This window comes from Microbacterium oleivorans NBRC 103075, from assembly GCF_001552475.1.
GTDB classification, from domain to species: Bacteria; Actinomycetota; Actinomycetes; order Actinomycetales; family Microbacteriaceae; genus Microbacterium; species Microbacterium oleivorans.
Window position 1 is genome coordinate 75,116 of the sequence record NZ_BCRG01000012.1, and the last position, 16,717, is coordinate 91,832.

Below are 16,717 nucleotides of genomic sequence, written 5' to 3' on the forward strand. Positions count from 1 at the left end.
GTCAGCCGACCGAGCGGTGGGGTGACAGTTCCGCGCCTCGCGTCGCGGCATCCGTCATTCCGATGCCCTGCAGCCAGGTGCCGAGCAGGAGATAGCCGCCCTCGGTGAGGACGCTCTCGGGGTGGAACTGCACACCCTCGATCGGCAGCGACCGGTGCGCGAGTCCCATCACGGTTCCCGACTCGGTCCACGCGGTCACCGCGAGCTCCGGCGGGATCGACTCCCGCGACACCGCGAGCGAGTGATAGCGCGTGGCGGTGAACGGCCGCGGCAGCCCGGCGAAGACACCCTCACCGTCGTGATGGACGGGCGACGTCCGCCCGTGCATGAGATCCGCGGCGTGCGACACCACCCCGCCGAAGGCCACCGCGATCGCCTGGTGTCCGAGGCACACACCGAGGAGGGGCGTCGCCGATGCCGCGCACCTCCGCACGATCTCGATCGACGCGCCGGCGTCCTCCGGCGTCCCTGGCCCCGGGGAGACGAGCACAGCGTCGACGGAACCGATGCGGTCGAGCGCGTCAGCGGCATCCGATTCGACCATGTCGACCTGCGCACCGAGCTCGACGAGGTAGCCGATCAGGGTGTGGACGAAGCTGTCGTGATTGTCGACGACGAGGACACGGATGCCGTCGGTCACCCGCCGCCGCCGATAGTGGACTCCTCACTCGGCCATACCGTCTGGAAGACCCACGGGAAGGCGTAGAAGTACAAGAGGTACAGGATGACGGCCGCGAGGACGAGGAGGATCAGGACGCGGACCCACCACGGTCCCGGGAGCACCCGCCAGAGTGCTGCGTACATCAGGCGCCCACCCCGCCGGTCAACGACGCGGGCGGACCATCGGCGGTCGGGGTGAACTCGTCGAACACGGCGTAAGCGATGATGCGCTCCAGGGAGTTCAGCTTCGGCGCGCAGCTCGTCAGAGTCAGGTAGCGGCCGTTCGCGGCGACGCCCTCCTCGTTGGGTACGGGAAGCAGCACCTGGATCTGGGTGTCCTGCACGTACTCGAGCGAACGGAAGCGGTAGGTGTACCAGCCGGCCTTCGTCTGGATGACGATGGCGTCGCCGATTACCAGGCGGTCGATGGGGTCGAAGGGGGCGCCCGACGTCCAGCGGTGCGCCGCATACACGGTGTTGCCGACCGCGCCGGGCATGCTGGTGTCGGGGTAGTGCCCGATCTCGCCGCGATCGAGGATGTCGGGGCGGGAGATGCCGGAGGCGATCTTGAACTGCCAGTCCGCGCCGAAGCGGGGCACCTTCATGATTCCGAAGACGGCCGCGTGCTTCTGATCACCCAAGACGGGGATGACGGGCTCGTCGTTCGGAGCCGGGGTCGCCGGAGGGGATGCTTCGGGCTGGTCGTCGTTCTCATTCGCCCACTGATCGGCCAACGCCTGAGCCGCGGCGTGCTGCTCGCCCTGCACGATGGCGTCGCCGATCCACGTGTGCCAGGACACGTAGAGGAGCATCACCACCCCGACGGTCAGCAGGATCTCGCCCATCACACTGAGGACGGTGGCGCGGCGACGAGGGCGGGGTCGACGCGAGCGTCGAGTCTGCTGCTCCGTGCGCGAGGAGTCGGTCACGATCGGAGTTTAGCCAGCGAAGGCTGAATCGAGGCTGGCAGGTAGACTTCTCCGCATGGCACGCGGAGACAACGACGAGGACCGTCTGGTTCAGCCCGAGGGCGAAGCCGCCCCGAACCCGGTCTGGTTCAAGCCGATCATGATCGGTCTGATGCTCATCGGACTCGTCTGGATCATCGTGTTCTACCTGAGCGGCCAGGCTTTCCCGATTCCCGACATCGGCCCCTGGAACCTCGCGATCGGTTTCGGCATCGCCTTCGTCGGGTTCTTGATGACCACGCGCTGGCGCTGAGCCGAGGCATCCCCCCGAACGGAATTACACCGGTGTGATTCATCCCCAGGCTGGGGATGAATCTGTGGATAACTCAGAGGTACAGCAGTCCCGGCACGATGACGGTCACGGCGATGATGCCGACACCGACCGCTACGAGGAGCGCCGCCTGTAGGCCTTGGCGTTTCTGTGCGCGTGTCTTGGAGAAGATGTAGCCCACCAGGAGCCCGACCAGGCCACCGCCGATGTGGGACTGCCACGAGACTCCGGAGCCGACGAACGAGAACACCAGGTTGATCCCGAGCAGGATCGCGATCGGCAGGATGTTCACGCCGAGGTGGCGCCCGATGATGATCATCGAGGTAAGCAGACCCCACACCGCGCCCGATGCGCCGACGACGGCGCTTCCGGGGGCGATCAGCGCGACCAGCGCGGAGCCGCCGATGGCGCTCAGTACATATAGGGCAAGGAAGCGCACTTTGCCGAGCGAGGGCTCGAGACTGCGCCCGAGCGCCCACAGCGCCAGCATGTTGAGGGCGACGTGGAAGGGCAGCGGTGTCGAGTGCACGAAGGCGACGGTCAGCATCCGCCACGGTTCAAACGGAGCACCCGACCCGGGCACGACGTACGCGGGCGCGAACGCAAGCGCGCTGGTGATCGTGCCGCCCACGACAGGGATGAGTTGCAACAGGTACACCGCGATCGTGACGATGACGATCGCGTAGGTGACGACAGGGCGGTCGCTGCGGAGCTTCCGTGCGAACCGCCCCGGCATCCGCTTCACCTCAGCCGACCGCGCACCCTTCTGCTGCTCTGCCAGGCACTCCGGGCAGATGACACCCACTGGGAGCGGGGTCTGGCAGGCCGGGCAGATTGTGCGCAGGCACCGCTGGCAGAGCACGAAGCTCTGACGGTCAGGATGCCGGTAGCAGAAGTTGTCCGGGTTGGTGCGGGGGTCGGCTGAGGTCACGAAGAGGTCAGGCCTCGGTGATGTCGATCGACGAGATCACGACGGGCTCGACCGGACGGTCCTGGGCACCGGTGGGAACCGCGGCGATGGCGTCGACCACGGCGCGCGAAGCGTCGTCGGCGACCTCACCGAAGATGGTGTGCTTGCCGTTGAGCCACGGAGTCGGGTCGGTGGTGATGAAGAACTGCGAGCCGTTGGTGCCCTCGGCCTTGCCGGTGATCGCGTTGCGGCGCAGGCCCGCGTTCGCCATGGCGAGGAGGTAGGGCGTGCCGAAGGTCAGCTCGGGGCTGATCTCGTCGTCGAAGTTGTAGCCCGGTCCGCCGACACCCTGACCGAGCGGGTCGCCGCCCTGGATCATGAAGCCGGGGATGATGCGATGGAAGATGACGTCGGTGTAGAGGGGGCCCTCGCCCGGCTTGCCTGTGGCGGGGTGCGTCCAGGCCTGGGAACCGTCGGCCAGACCGACGAAGTTCTTGACGGTGCGGGGCGCCTGGTCGCCGAACAGGTTGACGACGATGTCGCCGTGGTTGGTGTGCAGTGTCGCGACAGCGGAGTGAATCGGCATACTCATCATCCTCTCACTTGCAACCCCCCGCGCAGCCTGAATGCGTCTGGCAGTATGGACCCACTACGTCCCCGGATGAACCCCGAAAAGGGAGGGCCCCGTGAGCCTCAACCGCAAGACCAAGAAGGAACTCCGCAAACTGCAGAAGCAGGCCGCGAACCTGTGGGAGTCACAGCAGGTCCTCGTCGGTCAGGCCGGTGACGTCGCCCGCGAGGCGGGTCGCCAGCTCGGCAAGTACAACCAGGACCACATCGTGCCGACCGCGAAGCACTCGTACGAGAAGTACGCCGCACCCTACGTGGACCGCGGCGTCGAGACGGGACGCAAGGTGCTGAACGGCGCCGTCGTTCCCGCCGCAGGCGCCGTCGTCGGCACCGCGATGTCGGTGTGGGATGTCGCGAACGACCAGCGGCACCGCCTGTCGCACGGAAAGGGCCTCGGCGGGTTCGATGCCGACTCGTTCCGCAAGAACGCGGCCAAGGCCGGCAAGAAGGCGACCAAGAAGCTGTCGGTTCCGCAGAAGAAGAAGGGGCTGGGCGCCGGCGGCGTCCTCGCCATCATCTTCGGCGTCGCCGCCACCGCTGGTGTCCTCTATGCCGCGTGGCAGACGCTGCGGGCAGACGATGAGCTGTGGGTGGCGGACGACCCGCTGCGCGCACCGGATGCCTGAATCCACGCCTGAACCATCGGAGCGCGTCGCGGAAGCGGCGCGCTCCCGGTCTTTGCCGGTGGAGTTCGTCGCCCGCCCGGCGGCGGCCAGTCTCGACGAGGCTGCGACCCTGCTCGGGCTGGCGGCATCCGACATCGTCAAGACTCTCGTCGTGAAGCGCAGCGACGACACCTACCTCTTCGCGCTGATCCCGGGGGACCGGGCGATCTCGTGGCCGAAACTGCGCGCTGTCGTGGGGGTCAACAAGCTGCGACTTCCCGAACCGGAGCTCGCCCTCGCCGCGACGGGATTCGAGCGGGGCACGATCACACCGATCGGCAGCACGACCGATTGGCCTGTCTACGCCGACGCGTCGATCGTCGGACGGCGGATCGCCATGGGTGCCGGCGCGCACGGGTTCAGTCTGTTCGTCGACGCCGACGCTCTCATCCGTTCCTACGACGCCACCGTGGCGGACATCTCGCAGCCGATGCCGGAGCGTCGCTGACGCACGCGCGAGGATGCGGCGGGGTGAGGGTGTCAGCTCACGCGGTGGCGAGCCCCGCCATCCTCATCGAGGTGTCGACGAGACCCACGCGCGTCAACGACGCCACCTCGTCGATCCGGAACCACGCGGCCTCGTCCGTCGATCCCTCCTCTTCGTTTCGGAGTTCGCCGCCGACGACATGAGCCCGGTAGATGATGCGGAGTGCCTGGATCGGTCCGACACCGTGGATACGGTCCTTCGCAGCAATGACCTGGGAGTCCGTGCCGAGGATGCCGTCGAGTTCCACGTGGAACCCCGTCTCTTCCAGGACCTCCCGGACCGCAGCATCCATCGGATCCTCTCCGGGGTCGAGCCCGCCGCCGGGCATCGTCCACGCCGGTCGGGTGGGGCTGTTCCAATGGGCGAGCAGAATGCGATCTCCGTCGGTGATGACGGCATACGCAGCGACGCGGATATCCACGGGTTCACCCTAGCGGGAGGTCGTCCCGGCGAGAGGGCGAGGAGACTGCCTGGGACGCGGGTTCCCCAACCGCGCGCCCCAGGCCAATGTCGCGAGCACGCCCCCAGAGGGTTCCGCTGCCCTCGCGGAACCGGTGCTCATCGCGGGAGGCGAGTTTCGGGTGATCGTCTCCGTTGGCGACAGAGATATCGTTCCGCCCTCAGCACAACGAAAGCGCAAGCCAACCGCAAGAAACACGCAAGATCGGGCAACGAAACGATCACGAGAGGCTGAATCTCTCTCCGCAGCCCTCGCCGAGACCTCGTGGACGAAGAGAACGCCGGATCCTCTGGGATCCGGCGTTCTTCCTGACTGTGGAGCCTAGGAGATTCGAACTCCTGACATCCTGCTTGCAAAGCAGGCGCTCTACCAACTGAGCTAAGGCCCCCGGTGCGGTGACGGTGGGGCTACCAGGACTTGAACCTGGGACCTCTTCATTATCAGTGAAGCGCTCTAACCGCCTGAGCTATAGCCCCGTCGCTGCCGGCTTGCGCCTGCAACCTCCAAGACTTTACCCGACGATGGCGCCGTTTGACGAATCGAGACGGGAGGAGAACCGCGGCATCCTTTCGTTCTGGTTCACTTGCCTCATGAGCGCGACCACCCACACCGAACCGCACGCCTCGAACATCGGGCAGCGACTGAATTGGCTACGAGCGGGAGTGCTCGGGGCGAACGACGGCATCGTGTCCGTCGCCGCCGTCGCGGTGGGTGTCGCCGGAGCGACGACGGACCTCGGCCCGATCCTCACGGCATCCTCGGCCGCGCTCGTCGGTGGGGCGATCTCGATGGCGCTGGGCGAGTACGTGTCGGTCAGCAGCCAGCGCGACACCGAGCGCGCCCTCATCGAGAAGGAGAAGCGCGAACTCGCCGAGATGCCCGAAGAGGAGCTCGCCGAACTCGCCGAGCTCTACCGCGCGAAGGGGCTGTCGGAGGAGACCGCCCTCACGGTCGCGAAAGAGCTCACCGCGCACGACGCGCTGGGCGCCCATCTCTCCGCAGAGCTCGGCATCGACCAGGACGACCTGACGAGCCCGTGGCAGGCCGCGGTGTCATCTGCGATCTCGTTCACCCTCGGAGCGCTGTTGCCGTTCCTGGCGATCATCCTGCCGCCGGCCGAATGGCGCGTGCCGACGACCTTCGTCGCCGTCCTCATCGCCCTCGTGCTCACCGGGACGATCTCCGCCCGGCTCGGCGGCGCGGGTCGACGCCGCGCCGTCCTGCGCCTCGTGGTCGGTGGGGCACTCGCCCTTGCCGTCACCTGGGCGTTGGGATTGCTGCTCGGCACCTCGGTCTTGTGACCGGATGCCGCGGCATCCGACTCAGTTGGAGGTGAAACCGACGAGCAGGCCGCCGGTGACCTTGACCATGAGGTTGTAGATGCCAGCCATGACGGCGCCCAGCACGGTCACGACGATGAGGTTGAGGATCGCGACCACGGCGGCGAACGCCATCACCTGCGGGAGGTTGATGACCGACGCGAGCGTGAAGGTGCTCTCCCCGTTCACGGCGCCCAGGAGCTGGTCGACCTGTCCGATGAGTCCCGTCGAGCTGATCACGAGGTAGATCAGCAGCGTCGACACGACGGTGACGATCGCGAGGGCGACCGCTGCGAGGAACGACAGCTTCACGGCCGACCAGAAGTCGAGGTAGACCAGGCGGAGACGGACCTGCTTCGCGGTCGTCCGGCTCGAGGACTTCTTGGCCAGTTTGTCGGCTACGGAGCTCATGCGTCACTCTCTTCGGTGGTCTCGGGAGCCTCGGCGGCCTCCGCAGCCTCTGCACTCTCAGCCAGTCCCCGTTCGCCGTTACGGGCGATGGCGAGGATCCGGTCGTCGTCGTCAGGCCGGGCGAAGACCACGCCCATCGTGTCGCGGCCCTTGGCGGGCACCTCAGCAACGGCCGAGCGTACCACCTTGCCGCTGGCAAGGACCACCAGGACCTCGTCGTCCGCGTTGACGATCAGACCGCCCGCCAGTTCGCCGCGATCGTCGTGCAACTTGGCCACCTTGATGCCCAGACCACCGCGTCCCTGAACACGGTACTGGTCGACCGAGGTCCGCTTCGCGAAGCCCCCCTCGGTCACCACGAAGACGAAGCTGTCATCCCGGACGACGGATGCCGACAGCAGGCTGTCGCCGTCGCGGAACGACATGCCCTTCACTCCCTCGGTCGAGCGTCCCATCGGACGCAGCGAGTCGTCGTTCGCTGTAAAGCGCAGCGACATGCCGAGGCGGGAGACGAGGAGGAGGTCGTCGGTGGAGTCGACCAGCATCGCGCTGACCAGCTCGTCACCGTTCTCCTCCTCCTGACCGCGCAGACGGATCGCGATGATGCCGCCCTGGCGGTTGGTGTCGTACTCGGTGAGCGCGGTCTTCTTGATCTTGCCGTCACGCGTGGCGAGGACCAGGTACTCGGCCGTCGTGTAGTCGCGGATATCGAGGATCTGCGCCACGTCCTCGCCCGGCTGCAGGGCCAAGAGGTTCGCGACGTGCTGACCCTTGGCGTCGCGGCCGGCCTCGGGGAGTTCGTACCCCTTCGCCCGGTACACACGGCCCTTGGTCGTGAAGAACAGGAGCCAATGGTGGGTCGTCGAGACGAAGAAGTGCTCGACCACATCGTCGGCGCGCAACTGCGCACCCTTGACGCCCTTGCCACCGCGGTGCTGCGACCGGTAGTTGTCGCTCCGGGTGCGCTTGACGTATCCGTTGCGAGTGACGGTGACGACGATCTCCTCTTCGGGGATCAGGTCTTCCATCGACATGTCGCCGTCGTACCCGTGCAGGATGTGCGTACGACGCTCGTCGCCGAACTTCGCGACGATGTCGCCCAGCTCGGTGGCGATGATCGTGCTCTGACGATCACGCGACGCGAGGATCTCGTTGAGGTCGGCGATCTTGAGTTCGAGCTCGGTGGCCTCTTCGACGATCTTCTGGCGCTCGAGGGCGGCGAGGCGACGCAGCTGCATCGAGAGGATCGCGTCGGCCTGGGCGTCGTCGATCTCGAGCAGCGTCTTCAGGCCGTCGCGGGCCTCGTCGACGGTGGGCGAGCGGCGGATGAGCGCGATGACCTCGTCGAGCGCGTCGAGCGCCTTCAGGTATCCACGCAGGATGTGCATGCGCTTCTCGGCCTCGCGCAGACGGTACTGCGTGCGCCGGACGATGACCTCGAACTGGTGCGTCAGCCAGTAGCTGATGAATCCGTCGATCGGGAGTGTGCGGGGCACCCCGTCGACGATCGCCAGCATGTTGGCGCCGAAGTTCTCCTGCAGCTGGGTGTGCTTGTAGAGGTTGTTCAGCACGACCTTCGCGACGGCGTCGCGCTTGAGGACGATGACCAGGCGCTGCCCGGTGCGATCGCTCGTCTCGTCGCGGATGTCGGCGATGCCGTTGAGCTTGCCCTCGCGGACGAGTGCGGTGATCTTCGCCGCGACGTTGTCGGGGTTCACCTGGTAGGGGAGCTCCGTGATCACCAGGCAGGTGCGGTTCTGGATCTCTTCGACGTTGACGACGGCGCGCATCGTGATCGAGCCGCGACCGGTGCGGTACGCCTCGCGGATGCCCTTGGTGCCGAGGATCTGCGCGCCGGTGGGGAAGTCGGGACCGGGGATGCGCTCGAGAAGTGCCTCGAGCAGCTCCTCACGGGAGGCATCCGGATTCTCCAGAGCCCACATCACGCCGTTCGCGACCTCACGGAGGTTGTGCGGCGGGATGTTCGTGGCCATACCGACCGCGATACCCACCGAGCCGTTGACGAGGAGGTTCGGGAACCGCGAGGGGAGGACGACGGGCTCGCGCGTGCGACCGTCGTAGTTGTCCTCGAAATCGACGGTGTCCTCGTCGATGTCGCGGACCATCTCGAGGGCGAGCTGCGCCATCTTGGTCTCGGTGTACCGGGGAGCTGCGGCGCCCATGTTGCCGGGGGAGCCGAAGTTGCCCTGGCCGTCGGCGAGCGGGTAGCGCAGCGACCACGGCTGCACGAGGCGGACGAGCGCGTCGTAGATCGCACTGTCGCCGTGCGGGTGGTACTGACCCATGACCTCGCCGACGACACGGGCGCACTTCGAGTAGCTCTTGTCGGGACGGTATCCGCCGTCGTACATGCCGTAGATGACACGACGGTGCACGGGCTTCAGGCCGTCTTCGACCCGCGGGAGCGCGCGACCCACGATGACGCTCATCGCGTAGTCGAGGTAGCTCCGCTGCATCTCGACCTGGAGGTCGACCTGGTCGATGTTGCCGTGCTGGTAGCCGGCGTTCGGGTCCGGACGCTCTTCGTCAGCCATGTTCTCTCAGTCTTCGTTCGTCGTCGGAATGCTGGGGCGGGATGCGGGTGGACTCAGATGTCCAGGAACCGCACGTCCTTGGCGTTGCGCTGGATGAACCCGCGTCGCGCCTCGACGTCCTCGCCCATGAGCACGGAGAAGATCTCATCGGCCGCCGCGGCATCGTCGATGGTGACCTGACGCAGCGTGCGCGTCTCGGGGTCCATCGTCGTCTCCCACAGCTCCTTGGCGTTCATCTCGCCGAGACCCTTGTAGCGCTGCACGCCGTTGTCCTTCGGGATGCGGCGGCCCGCAGCCAGCCCATCGCGCATCAGCGCGTCACGCTCGGCGTCGCTGTAGACGTACTCGTGCGGCGCGTTCGACCACTTGAGGCGGTAGAGCGGCGGCTGCGCGAGGTAGACGAACCCCGCTTCGACGAGTCCGCGCATGTATCGGAACAACAGCGTCAGCAGAAGCGTCGTGATGTGCTGCCCGTCGACATCCGCATCGGCCATCAGGACGACCTTGTGGTACCGAGCCTTCGAGACGTCGAAGTCGGGTCCGATGCCGGCGCCGAAGGCCTGGATCATCGCCTGGATCTCGGCGTTGCCGAGCGCCCGGTCGAGGCGTGCCTTCTCGACGTTGAGGATCTTGCCGCGCAGCGACAGGATCGCCTGGCGCTCCGGGTCACGACCCGACACCGCCGAACCGCCGGCGGAGTCACCCTCGACGAGGAAGATCTCGCTGATCGAAGGGTCCTTGCTCGTGCAGTCCTTGAGCTTCTCGGGCATGGATGCCGACTCGAAGACGCTCTTTCGACGTGCGGTCTCGCGCGCCTTGCGGGCGGCCATGCGAGCCGTCGCGGCCTCGATGGCCTTCGTGATGATGAGCTTCGCCTGTGCGGGGTGACGGTCGAGCCAGTCGATGAGCTGGTCGCCGACGACCTTCTGCACGAACGCCTTGGCCTCGGTGTTGCCGAGCTTGGTCTTGGTCTGACCCTCGAACTGCGGTTCGGCGAGCTTCACGGAGATGACGGCGGTGAGACCCTCGCGGATGTCCTCACCGGCGAGGTTCTCGTCCTTCTCCTTGAGAAGACCCTTCTCCTTCGCGTAGCGGTTGATGTACATCGTCATCGCCGCACGGAAGCCCTCTTCGTGGGTACCGCCCTCGTGCGTGTTGATCGTGTTCGCGAAGGTGAAGACGTTCTCCGTGTACCCGGAGGTCCACTGCATCGCGAGCTCGAGGGAGATGTGGCGGACGGTGTCCTCGGATTCGATCTCGATGATCTCCTCGTTGATGACCTCGGCCTTGCGCACCTTGTTCAGGTATTCGACGTAGTCGACGAGACCGCGCTCATAGAGGAAGTCGTCGTGACGCTGCACCGTGTCGGAGCCGCCCTCGGGCAGATCCACCACATCGAGGGCCTCGGCCCGCTCGTCGGTCAGGGTGATGCGCAGACCCTTGTTGAGGAACGCCGTCTGCTGGAAGCGGGTGCGGAGCGTGTTGTAGTCGAAGTCGGTGGCCTCGAAGATCGTGCCGTCCGGCCAGAACGTGATCGTCGTGCCCGTCTTGTCGCTCTCTTCGCCCTTGGCGAGCGGTGCTTCGGGCTTACCGCCGCCGGAGAACGTCTGGCGCCAGATGTGGCCCTGGCGGGCGATCTCTACCTCGAATCGCGTCGAGAGCGCGTTGACGACCGACGAACCGACTCCATGGAGACCGCCGGAGACCGCGTATCCGCCGCCGCCGAACTTTCCGCCGGCATGGAGAACCGTGAGCACGACCTCGACGGTCGACTTGCTCGGGTCGGACGAGTGCGGGTCGACGGGGATGCCGCGACCGTTGTCGACGACGCGGAGACCGCCGTCGGCGAGGATCGTGACATTGATCGTGTCGCAGTACCCCGCGAGGGCCTCATCGACCGAATTGTCGACGATTTCGTAGACGAGGTGGTGGAGGCCGCGCTCACCGGTCGAGCCGATGTACATGCCGGGACGCTTGCGAACCGCTTCGAGACCCTCGAGAACCTGGATCTCAGACGCGCCGTATTCGGCGGGAATCCGGGCTTCGGTGGGGGTTTCGGGTTCTTCGGGAACGGTGTCGGGGGTTTCTGACGTCATCGGTTTCGTGCGCTCCACATCCATCGTTCAGGCCTTCTTCCCAGTCTATCGGAAAGGAGCCGTCAATAGCGGCTGAACGGCGCTGTGAGCCCGTGAAAGCTCCCCGGAGGGTCCCGGACGTGCCTCACCCGTAGGTATCGCGAGGGCCCCGCCCTGGAACGGCTCTGGGGCCCCATTTCCACGAGGGGACGTCCGGTCCCACAAAACGGACGGATTCGACACCCGCCTCGGGAAAGCGTCGGATGAGCTCGGTCACGATCGTCGCTCGCATCAGATGCAGATTCTTCGCCCACGCGGTCGAGTCGCACTGGACCGTCAGGACGCCGTCGCTGAGCGCGACGGGATCCGCGTGGCGCGCCGTCTCCTCGCCGGCGACCTGCGCCCACTGGAGGACGAGGTCCTCTTTGGCCAGCTGGACGTCCCACCCCGACTGACGGGTGAGGTCGGCGAGCAGGTCGCCCATCCCCTTCGGATCGCGGCCAGCCGTGAACGGCTGGTTCTCGTCGTCGTCGTTCCGGCGCTTCTTCCGGCGCTTCTTCGCGGCCGAAGGCTCGAGTCCGCGCAGTCGCATGTACGTCGCGACCGTCTCGGGGATGCCGGCGGAGTCAGACATCGGCATCCGTCACGATCGCGCCCGCCTCGACCCGCACCGTCCGCACGCGCAGTGCCTCGGGCACATCGCCCTCGACCGCAGCGGTCACGATGACCTGTTCGAAATCTGCGACGACGCCGGCCAGGCGAGCCCGGCGCTCGGCGTCGAGTTCGGCGAACACGTCGTCGAGGATGACGATCGGGTCGCCGAGGCGCAGCTGGTCGCGGAGCAGCTGCGCCGACGACAGGCGGAGCGACAGCGCGGTCGACCACGATTCGCCGTGCGATGCGTAGCCCTTGACCGGCAGTCCACGGAGCCGAAGCAGCAGATCATCGCGGTGCGGACCGACGAGGGTCACGCCCCGCTCGAGTTCCTGCGCGCGCTTGGCGGTGAGTCCGGCGCGAAAAGATGCCGAGATCGCCTCGGCTCCGACGGACGAACCGGTCTCGGCCACGGCGGATGAATCGTCTTCGGGATCGGCGCCGTCGACCGTCAGCAGCCACTCGAGCTGCGGGTCGTGATCCGCGCCGGCGATCGCCTCGTATGCGTCGCGCATGGGCTGAGCCAGATCCTCCGCCAACCGGAGGCGCGCCAGGATGATCTCGGTGCCGAGCGAGATGAGCTTGTCGTCCCACACGTCGAGGGTCGTGAGCTGATCGGCTTTCAGGCCCCGGGCCCGCGCTGACTTCAAGAGCGCGGTCCGCTGCTTGAGCACGCGGTCGTAGTCGCCGAGCACCCCTGTCATCCGCGGCGCACGCTGGACGAGCAGCTGGTCGGCGAATCGTCGCCGTGAGGAGGGGTCGCCCCGGACGATCTGCAGATCTTCGGGAGCGAAGAGCACGACCTGCGCGTAGCGGGGGAGTTCCGACGTGCGAACGGGCGATCCGTTGACCCGGGCCTTATTCGAGCCGGTGCGGTTGAGTTGCGCTTCGAGCTGGATGCGACGCTCTCCGTAGCCCAAGCGGGCGCGGACGAAAGCGGCATCCGCTCCATACCTGACCATCGGAGCGTCCTGCGACACACGGTGCGAGCCGAGAGTCGCGAAGTAGCCGATCGCCTCGGCGAGGTTCGTCTTCCCCTGGCCGTTGCGCCCGACGAACACGTTCGGTCCCGAGACCAGACTCACCTCGGCCGCCGCATAGTTGCGGAAGTCGACGAGACTCAGATGCTCCACGATCACCAGATCACCCTCCTTCGAGGCACCGACACGCCTCGATGTGGACGGACGCCGGGGTCAGCGCAGCAGGAGGTTCGGCTGCAGCAGGTACTTGAAGGTCTCGGGTGTGCCCGAGGTCTGCGGGGTGATGAGAACCGGGCTGAGCTTGTTCGCGTTCTCGCTCGAGGTGAACGTCACGCGCGTGAACTCGCTCTTCACCGCTCCGAGCGCCTCGAGGAGGTACTGCGGGTTGAGCCCGAGGGTGACCTCGTCACCGGCGAGCGTCGCGTCGACCGACTCGGTGGCGCGAGCCTGCTCGGTGCCGGCGGCATCCATCGACACGCCCTCGTCCGAGAAGGTGAACCGCAGCGGGGCGGACCGGTCGAGCACGAGCGACACGCGGCGGACCGCTTCGGCGAGCTCGGCGGTGTTGACCACCGCGTAGTGCTCGGTCTGCGCGGGGAACAGGCGGCGGACCGGGGGGAAGTTCCCCTTGATCAGGAGCGACGTGACCGTCTTGTTGCCCGCCGTGAACGCGATGATCTCGCGGTCGCCCGACCCCGAGAACGACACCTGGATGTCACCGGAGTGGGCGAACGTCTTGCCGACCTCGGTGAGGGTGCGGGCGGGGACCAGAGCAGTGGTGGATTCTTCGCGGGCGACGGCGCCGCTGTCGAAGTTGATCTCACGGAGCGCGACGCGGTAGCGGTCGGTGGCGACGAGGCTCAGGTCATTTCCGGTGACCTCGAGCTGAACTCCGGTGAGGACGGGGGTGACGTCATCGCGGGATGCCGCGAAGGCGACCTGTGCGATGGCCGTCGAGAAGTCGTCGCCCGGAACGAGGCCGGAATCGCCGGAGACCTCAGGAATCGCCGGGTACTCGGCCACCGGCATCGCAGCGAGGGTGAACCGCGCGGATCCGCACGTCAGCACGATCTCGCCATCGGCGTCCTGCGTGATCTGGATCGGTGCGTTCGGCAGACGGCTGGCGATCTCGGAGAGGAGCCGGCCGTGGACGAGGATCGTGCCCGGTTCGTCGACGGTGGCTTCGATGCGCGTACGAGCGGATGCCTCGTAGTCGAACGCGGCGAGGGACAGACCCTCGTCCCCGGCTTCGATGAGGACACCGGCGAGGATCGGCTGCGGGTTCCGCTGCGGGAGCAGTTTCACGACGAACGACACGGCTTCGCTGAATACATCGCGGTTGACGTGGAACTTCACTGATGCTCCCTTGACGGCGAGATGGGCCCTCTCATGCTAGTGCCCACGACGAGCGGCTCCGGAAGCAGAGCCGATCGATCGCTCGAGCCGGCCCGCACCCCGTGGGTGTGATCGGATCGGCTTCTCATTAGATAGTTCTCTGTCTTCTTGTTAACAGGTGTGGAAACTGTGGATAAGTCGGCCGATCCCAGTCGCGGAGCCGGAACCACATCCGTGTAACTTGTGCACGGGTTGCGGAAACACGCGTGACAACGTCGATCCCGTGGAACGGCGGTTCAGAGCGTCATCCACAGGTTGTCGTCATTCGTTCACATTTCGAGGCCATCGCCGCACAGTTATCCACAGGCTTTCCACACTGTGGGAAACCGCATTGTGAGGGTGGGCCCGGACGGCTGTCAAGTACGCCCGACGGCTCGGGCGTGTGCGGCCGTCAGCGTGCGGAACGGCCCAATTGCGACGTGATCTCGGAGACCTGGTTATAGATCGAGCGACGTTCCTTCATGAGCTCGCTGATCTTCTTGTACGCGTACATGACGGTCGTGTGGTCGCGATTGCCGAAGAGTTGACCGATCTTCGGCAGCGACAGGCTCGTGCGCTCACGGCAGAGGTACATGGCGATCTGTCGTGCCGTGGCGACGGACTGCGAGCGGCTGGATCCGTAGAGGTCGTCGACGGTCAGCCGGAAATACTGCGCTGTGGCGGAGATGATGTCCGTCGGAGAGATCACATTGGCGTCGTCCTGGTCGACGATGTCGCGAAGGACCGTCTGCGCGAGCGAGATGTCGAGATTCGACCGGTTCAGGCTCGCGAAGGCGGACACCCGGATGAGAGCGCCCTCGAGTTCGCGGATATTGCTCGACACCTTCGTGGCGATGTACTCCAGCACCTCGTCGGGAACCTGCAGCCGCTCGGACTGAGCCTTCTTCCGAAGGATCGCGATGCGCGTCTCGAGGTCGGGCGCCTGGACGTCGGTGATGAGCCCCCACTCGAAGCGGCTCCGCATCCGGTCTTCGAACCCGGTCAGGTGACGAGGCGGCACATCGCTCGTGATCACGACCTGCTTGTCGTGGTCGTGCAGCTGGTTGAACGTGTGGAAGAACGCTTCCTGCGTCTCGGCGCGACCCTGCAGGAACTGAATGTCGTCGATGAGGAGGATGTCGACGTCGCGGTACCGAGCTTGGAAGGCGGACGCGCGGTTGTTCACGATCGAGTTGATGAAGTCGTTCGTGAACTCCTCACTCGAGACGTAGCGGACCTTGATGCCCGTGTAGAGGTTGATCGCGTAATCGCCGATGGCGTGGAGAAGGTGGGTCTTGCCCAGGCCGGAGTCGCCGTAGATGAAGAGCGGGTTGTAGGCCTTGGCCGGTGCTTCGGCGACGGCCACCGCTGCCGCGTGCGCGAACCGGTTGGACTGGCCGATGACGAAGCTGTCGAACGTGTACTTCGGGTTCAGCCGGGTGTCGTTGCGGGATGCCGGGGCCGCCTGCTCCGCGTAGTCGTCGGCGCCCGGTCGGGTCGGCGCCGACGAGGTCGGTGCCAGCGCGGACTGCACGGGGACCGGCGCCGTCAGGTGGGCGTCGCCGAGTTCGGGGTTGACGACGACGCGGAACGTGCTCGCGGCGGGCTCGGCGTCGACCTGCGCGAGGGCTTCCATGATGGGACCGCGGAGCCGCTTGTTGAACTGACCTGCCGTGAGGTCGTTCGGGACGTCGAGGTACAGGGTCCCGCTCATCACGCCCTGGGCGACGGCCAGGTTCACGAAGCCGTGCAGCTGCGGAGTGACCCGGTCGTCCTGGGCCAGCACGTCGAGCACAGCGCTCCAGACGGGGACATCTGGAAGTTCGTGCTCGGACATGACCCTCCCGGGGTGTGGACAATGGTGTGTACGGGCGTGGGTGTGTATGGGCCTGTGCACAACCTGTGGATAAGTGTCCGGATCACGCTAGCCATCAGGGCTGCACAAGGCAAAACCCACTGTAGAACCGGCCCGCGTGTCGTCGCCAGCACGGTTCCGAGGCCGGTGGATAATGGCCGGTCGGTGTCTCAGTTTGGGATCTCGGAGATCTCGACGTATCCTAGGTCGGTTGACTTGTGCCTTCCGGTGCGAGTCCCCCATGTACCTGTGTCCCCGGTCCGAGCATTCGGGTGACCCCGCCCATCCGGAGTGATCTTCATGAGCAAGCGCACGTTCCAGCCCAACAACCGCCGCCGCGCCAAGAAGCACGGCTTCCGTGCTCGTATGCACACCCGCGCTGGCCGCGCCATCCTTTCGGCTCGCCGCGCCAAGGGGCGCACCGAGCTCTCGGCCTGACACCA

General features: G+C 66.3%; 18 protein-coding genes and 2 tRNA genes. 5 read left to right on the top strand and 15 right to left on the bottom strand.

Annotation, left to right across the window (positions count from 1 at the left end; genetic code table 11):
• Nucleotide 1 precedes the first annotated feature (1 nt).
• From MO1_RS12020 to MO1_RS12025, 3 genes are read right to left on the bottom strand one after another with little or no spacing between them, the layout of a single operon-like run.
• The gene (locus MO1_RS12020; RefSeq protein WP_036311209.1) at nucleotides 2-640 is read right to left on the bottom strand and encodes an anthranilate synthase component II; all 639 of its coding nucleotides are present in this window, start codon (nucleotides 638-640) and stop codon (nucleotides 2-4) included.
• A complete protein-coding gene (locus MO1_RS14790) occupies nucleotides 637-804 on the bottom strand; it encodes a DUF4175 domain-containing protein (RefSeq protein ID WP_136362141.1) in 168 nt (55 codons plus the stop codon). Before MO1_RS14790 ends, MO1_RS12020 begins: the two co-directional genes overlap by 4 nt.
• On the bottom strand, nucleotides 804-1,589 hold the full coding sequence (locus MO1_RS12025) for a class E sortase (protein WP_036311211.1): 786 nt from the start codon (nucleotides 1,587-1,589) through the stop codon (nucleotides 804-806). The genes MO1_RS14790 and MO1_RS12025 overlap by 1 nt, the downstream gene beginning before the upstream one ends.
• 55 nt (nucleotides 1,590-1,644) lie before the next feature.
• Here MO1_RS12025 and MO1_RS12030 point away from each other — a divergent pair, with 55 nt between their 5' ends.
• Complete coding sequence (locus MO1_RS12030; RefSeq protein ID WP_036311213.1) at nucleotides 1,645-1,881, top strand: cell division protein CrgA; 237 nt, start codon at nucleotides 1,645-1,647, stop codon at nucleotides 1,879-1,881.
• Nucleotides 1,882-1,954: 73 nt separating this feature from the next.
• Here MO1_RS12030 and MO1_RS12035 read toward each other — a convergent pair whose 3' ends face one another.
• Together MO1_RS12035 and MO1_RS12040 are read right to left on the bottom strand one after the other, a co-directional pair.
• A complete protein-coding gene (locus MO1_RS12035) occupies nucleotides 1,955-2,830 on the bottom strand; it encodes a rhomboid family intramembrane serine protease (RefSeq protein WP_060916152.1) in 876 nt (291 codons plus the stop codon).
• 7 nt (nucleotides 2,831-2,837) lie between these two features.
• Entirely contained in the window at nucleotides 2,838-3,395 is a 558-nt protein-coding gene (locus MO1_RS12040) for a peptidylprolyl isomerase (RefSeq protein WP_036311216.1), read from the bottom strand.
• Between the two features lie 100 nt (nucleotides 3,396-3,495).
• Between MO1_RS12040 and MO1_RS12045 the strand changes: the two genes are divergently transcribed.
• Both MO1_RS12045 and MO1_RS12050 read left to right on the top strand, forming a co-directional pair.
• Nucleotides 3,496-4,065 (top strand): hypothetical protein, encoded by a 570-nt coding sequence (locus MO1_RS12045; protein ID WP_036311218.1) that lies wholly within the window; start codon nucleotides 3,496-3,498, stop codon nucleotides 4,063-4,065.
• Nucleotides 4,058-4,552, top strand: a complete 495-nt coding sequence (locus tag MO1_RS12050) for an aminoacyl-tRNA deacylase (RefSeq protein ID WP_174520585.1) — start codon at nucleotides 4,058-4,060, stop codon at nucleotides 4,550-4,552. The genes MO1_RS12045 and MO1_RS12050 overlap by 8 nt, the downstream gene beginning before the upstream one ends.
• Before the next feature lie 37 nt (nucleotides 4,553-4,589).
• On the opposite strand, the gene MO1_RS12055 is transcribed toward MO1_RS12050, so the two are convergent.
• The 3 genes from MO1_RS12055 to MO1_RS12065 all read right to left on the bottom strand — a co-directional run bounded on the left by MO1_RS12055 (nucleotide 4,590) and on the right by MO1_RS12065 (nucleotide 5,527).
• The gene (locus MO1_RS12055; RefSeq protein ID WP_060916153.1) at nucleotides 4,590-5,012 is read right to left on the bottom strand and encodes an NUDIX hydrolase; all 423 of its coding nucleotides are present in this window, start codon (nucleotides 5,010-5,012) and stop codon (nucleotides 4,590-4,592) included.
• 354 nt (nucleotides 5,013-5,366) lie between these two features.
• A tRNA-Ala gene (locus MO1_RS12060) sits at nucleotides 5,367-5,439 on the bottom strand.
• 14 nt (nucleotides 5,440-5,453) lie between these two features.
• Nucleotides 5,454-5,527 (bottom strand) — tRNA-Ile (locus MO1_RS12065).
• A 114-nt stretch (nucleotides 5,528-5,641) separates the two neighbouring features.
• Here MO1_RS12065 and MO1_RS12070 point away from each other — a divergent pair.
• Complete coding sequence (locus MO1_RS12070) at nucleotides 5,642-6,352, top strand: VIT1/CCC1 transporter family protein (protein ID WP_060916154.1); 711 nt, start codon at nucleotides 5,642-5,644, stop codon at nucleotides 6,350-6,352.
• 21 nt (nucleotides 6,353-6,373) lie between these two features.
• Here the strand turns inward: MO1_RS12070 and MO1_RS12075 are convergent, their stop codons facing one another.
• The 7 genes from MO1_RS12075 to dnaA all read right to left on the bottom strand — a co-directional run bounded on the left by MO1_RS12075 (nucleotide 6,374) and on the right by dnaA (nucleotide 16,256).
• Nucleotides 6,374-6,781 carry a DUF3566 domain-containing protein gene (locus MO1_RS12075; RefSeq protein ID WP_036311224.1) on the bottom strand — a complete coding sequence of 136 codons (408 nt, stop codon included), beginning with the start codon at nucleotides 6,779-6,781 and terminating at the stop codon, nucleotides 6,374-6,376.
• The gene (gyrA, locus tag MO1_RS12080) at nucleotides 6,778-9,336 is read right to left on the bottom strand and encodes a DNA gyrase subunit A (RefSeq protein ID WP_036311226.1); all 2,559 of its coding nucleotides are present in this window, start codon (nucleotides 9,334-9,336) and stop codon (nucleotides 6,778-6,780) included. The genes MO1_RS12075 and gyrA overlap by 4 nt, the downstream gene beginning before the upstream one ends.
• A 53-nt stretch (nucleotides 9,337-9,389) precedes the next feature.
• Nucleotides 9,390-11,432 carry a DNA topoisomerase (ATP-hydrolyzing) subunit B gene (gene gyrB / locus MO1_RS12085; RefSeq protein ID WP_036311696.1) on the bottom strand — a complete coding sequence of 681 codons (2,043 nt, stop codon included), beginning with the start codon at nucleotides 11,430-11,432 and terminating at the stop codon, nucleotides 9,390-9,392.
• A gap of 124 nt (nucleotides 11,433-11,556) precedes the next feature.
• Entirely contained in the window at nucleotides 11,557-12,051 is a 495-nt protein-coding gene (locus MO1_RS12090) for a DciA family protein (protein WP_036311228.1), read from the bottom strand.
• Nucleotides 12,038-13,204 (bottom strand): DNA replication/repair protein RecF, encoded by a 1,167-nt coding sequence (gene recF, locus MO1_RS12095; RefSeq protein ID WP_060916155.1) that lies wholly within the window; start codon nucleotides 13,202-13,204, stop codon nucleotides 12,038-12,040. Before recF ends, MO1_RS12090 begins: the two co-directional genes overlap by 14 nt.
• A gap of 54 nt (nucleotides 13,205-13,258) precedes the next feature.
• Nucleotides 13,259-14,401: a DNA polymerase III subunit beta gene (gene dnaN / locus MO1_RS12100; protein ID WP_060916156.1), complete on the bottom strand. Its 1,143-nt coding sequence runs from the start codon at nucleotides 14,399-14,401 to the stop codon at nucleotides 13,259-13,261.
• A gap of 430 nt (nucleotides 14,402-14,831) precedes the next feature.
• Nucleotides 14,832-16,256 (bottom strand): chromosomal replication initiator protein DnaA, encoded by a 1,425-nt coding sequence (dnaA, locus tag MO1_RS12105; protein WP_036311236.1) that lies wholly within the window; start codon nucleotides 16,254-16,256, stop codon nucleotides 14,832-14,834.
• Between the two features lie 318 nt (nucleotides 16,257-16,574).
• Between dnaA and rpmH the strand changes: the two genes are divergently transcribed.
• The gene (gene rpmH, locus MO1_RS12110) at nucleotides 16,575-16,712 is read left to right on the top strand and encodes a 50S ribosomal protein L34 (protein ID WP_026302947.1); all 138 of its coding nucleotides are present in this window, start codon (nucleotides 16,575-16,577) and stop codon (nucleotides 16,710-16,712) included.
• Nucleotides 16,713-16,717: the final 5 nt, after the last annotated feature.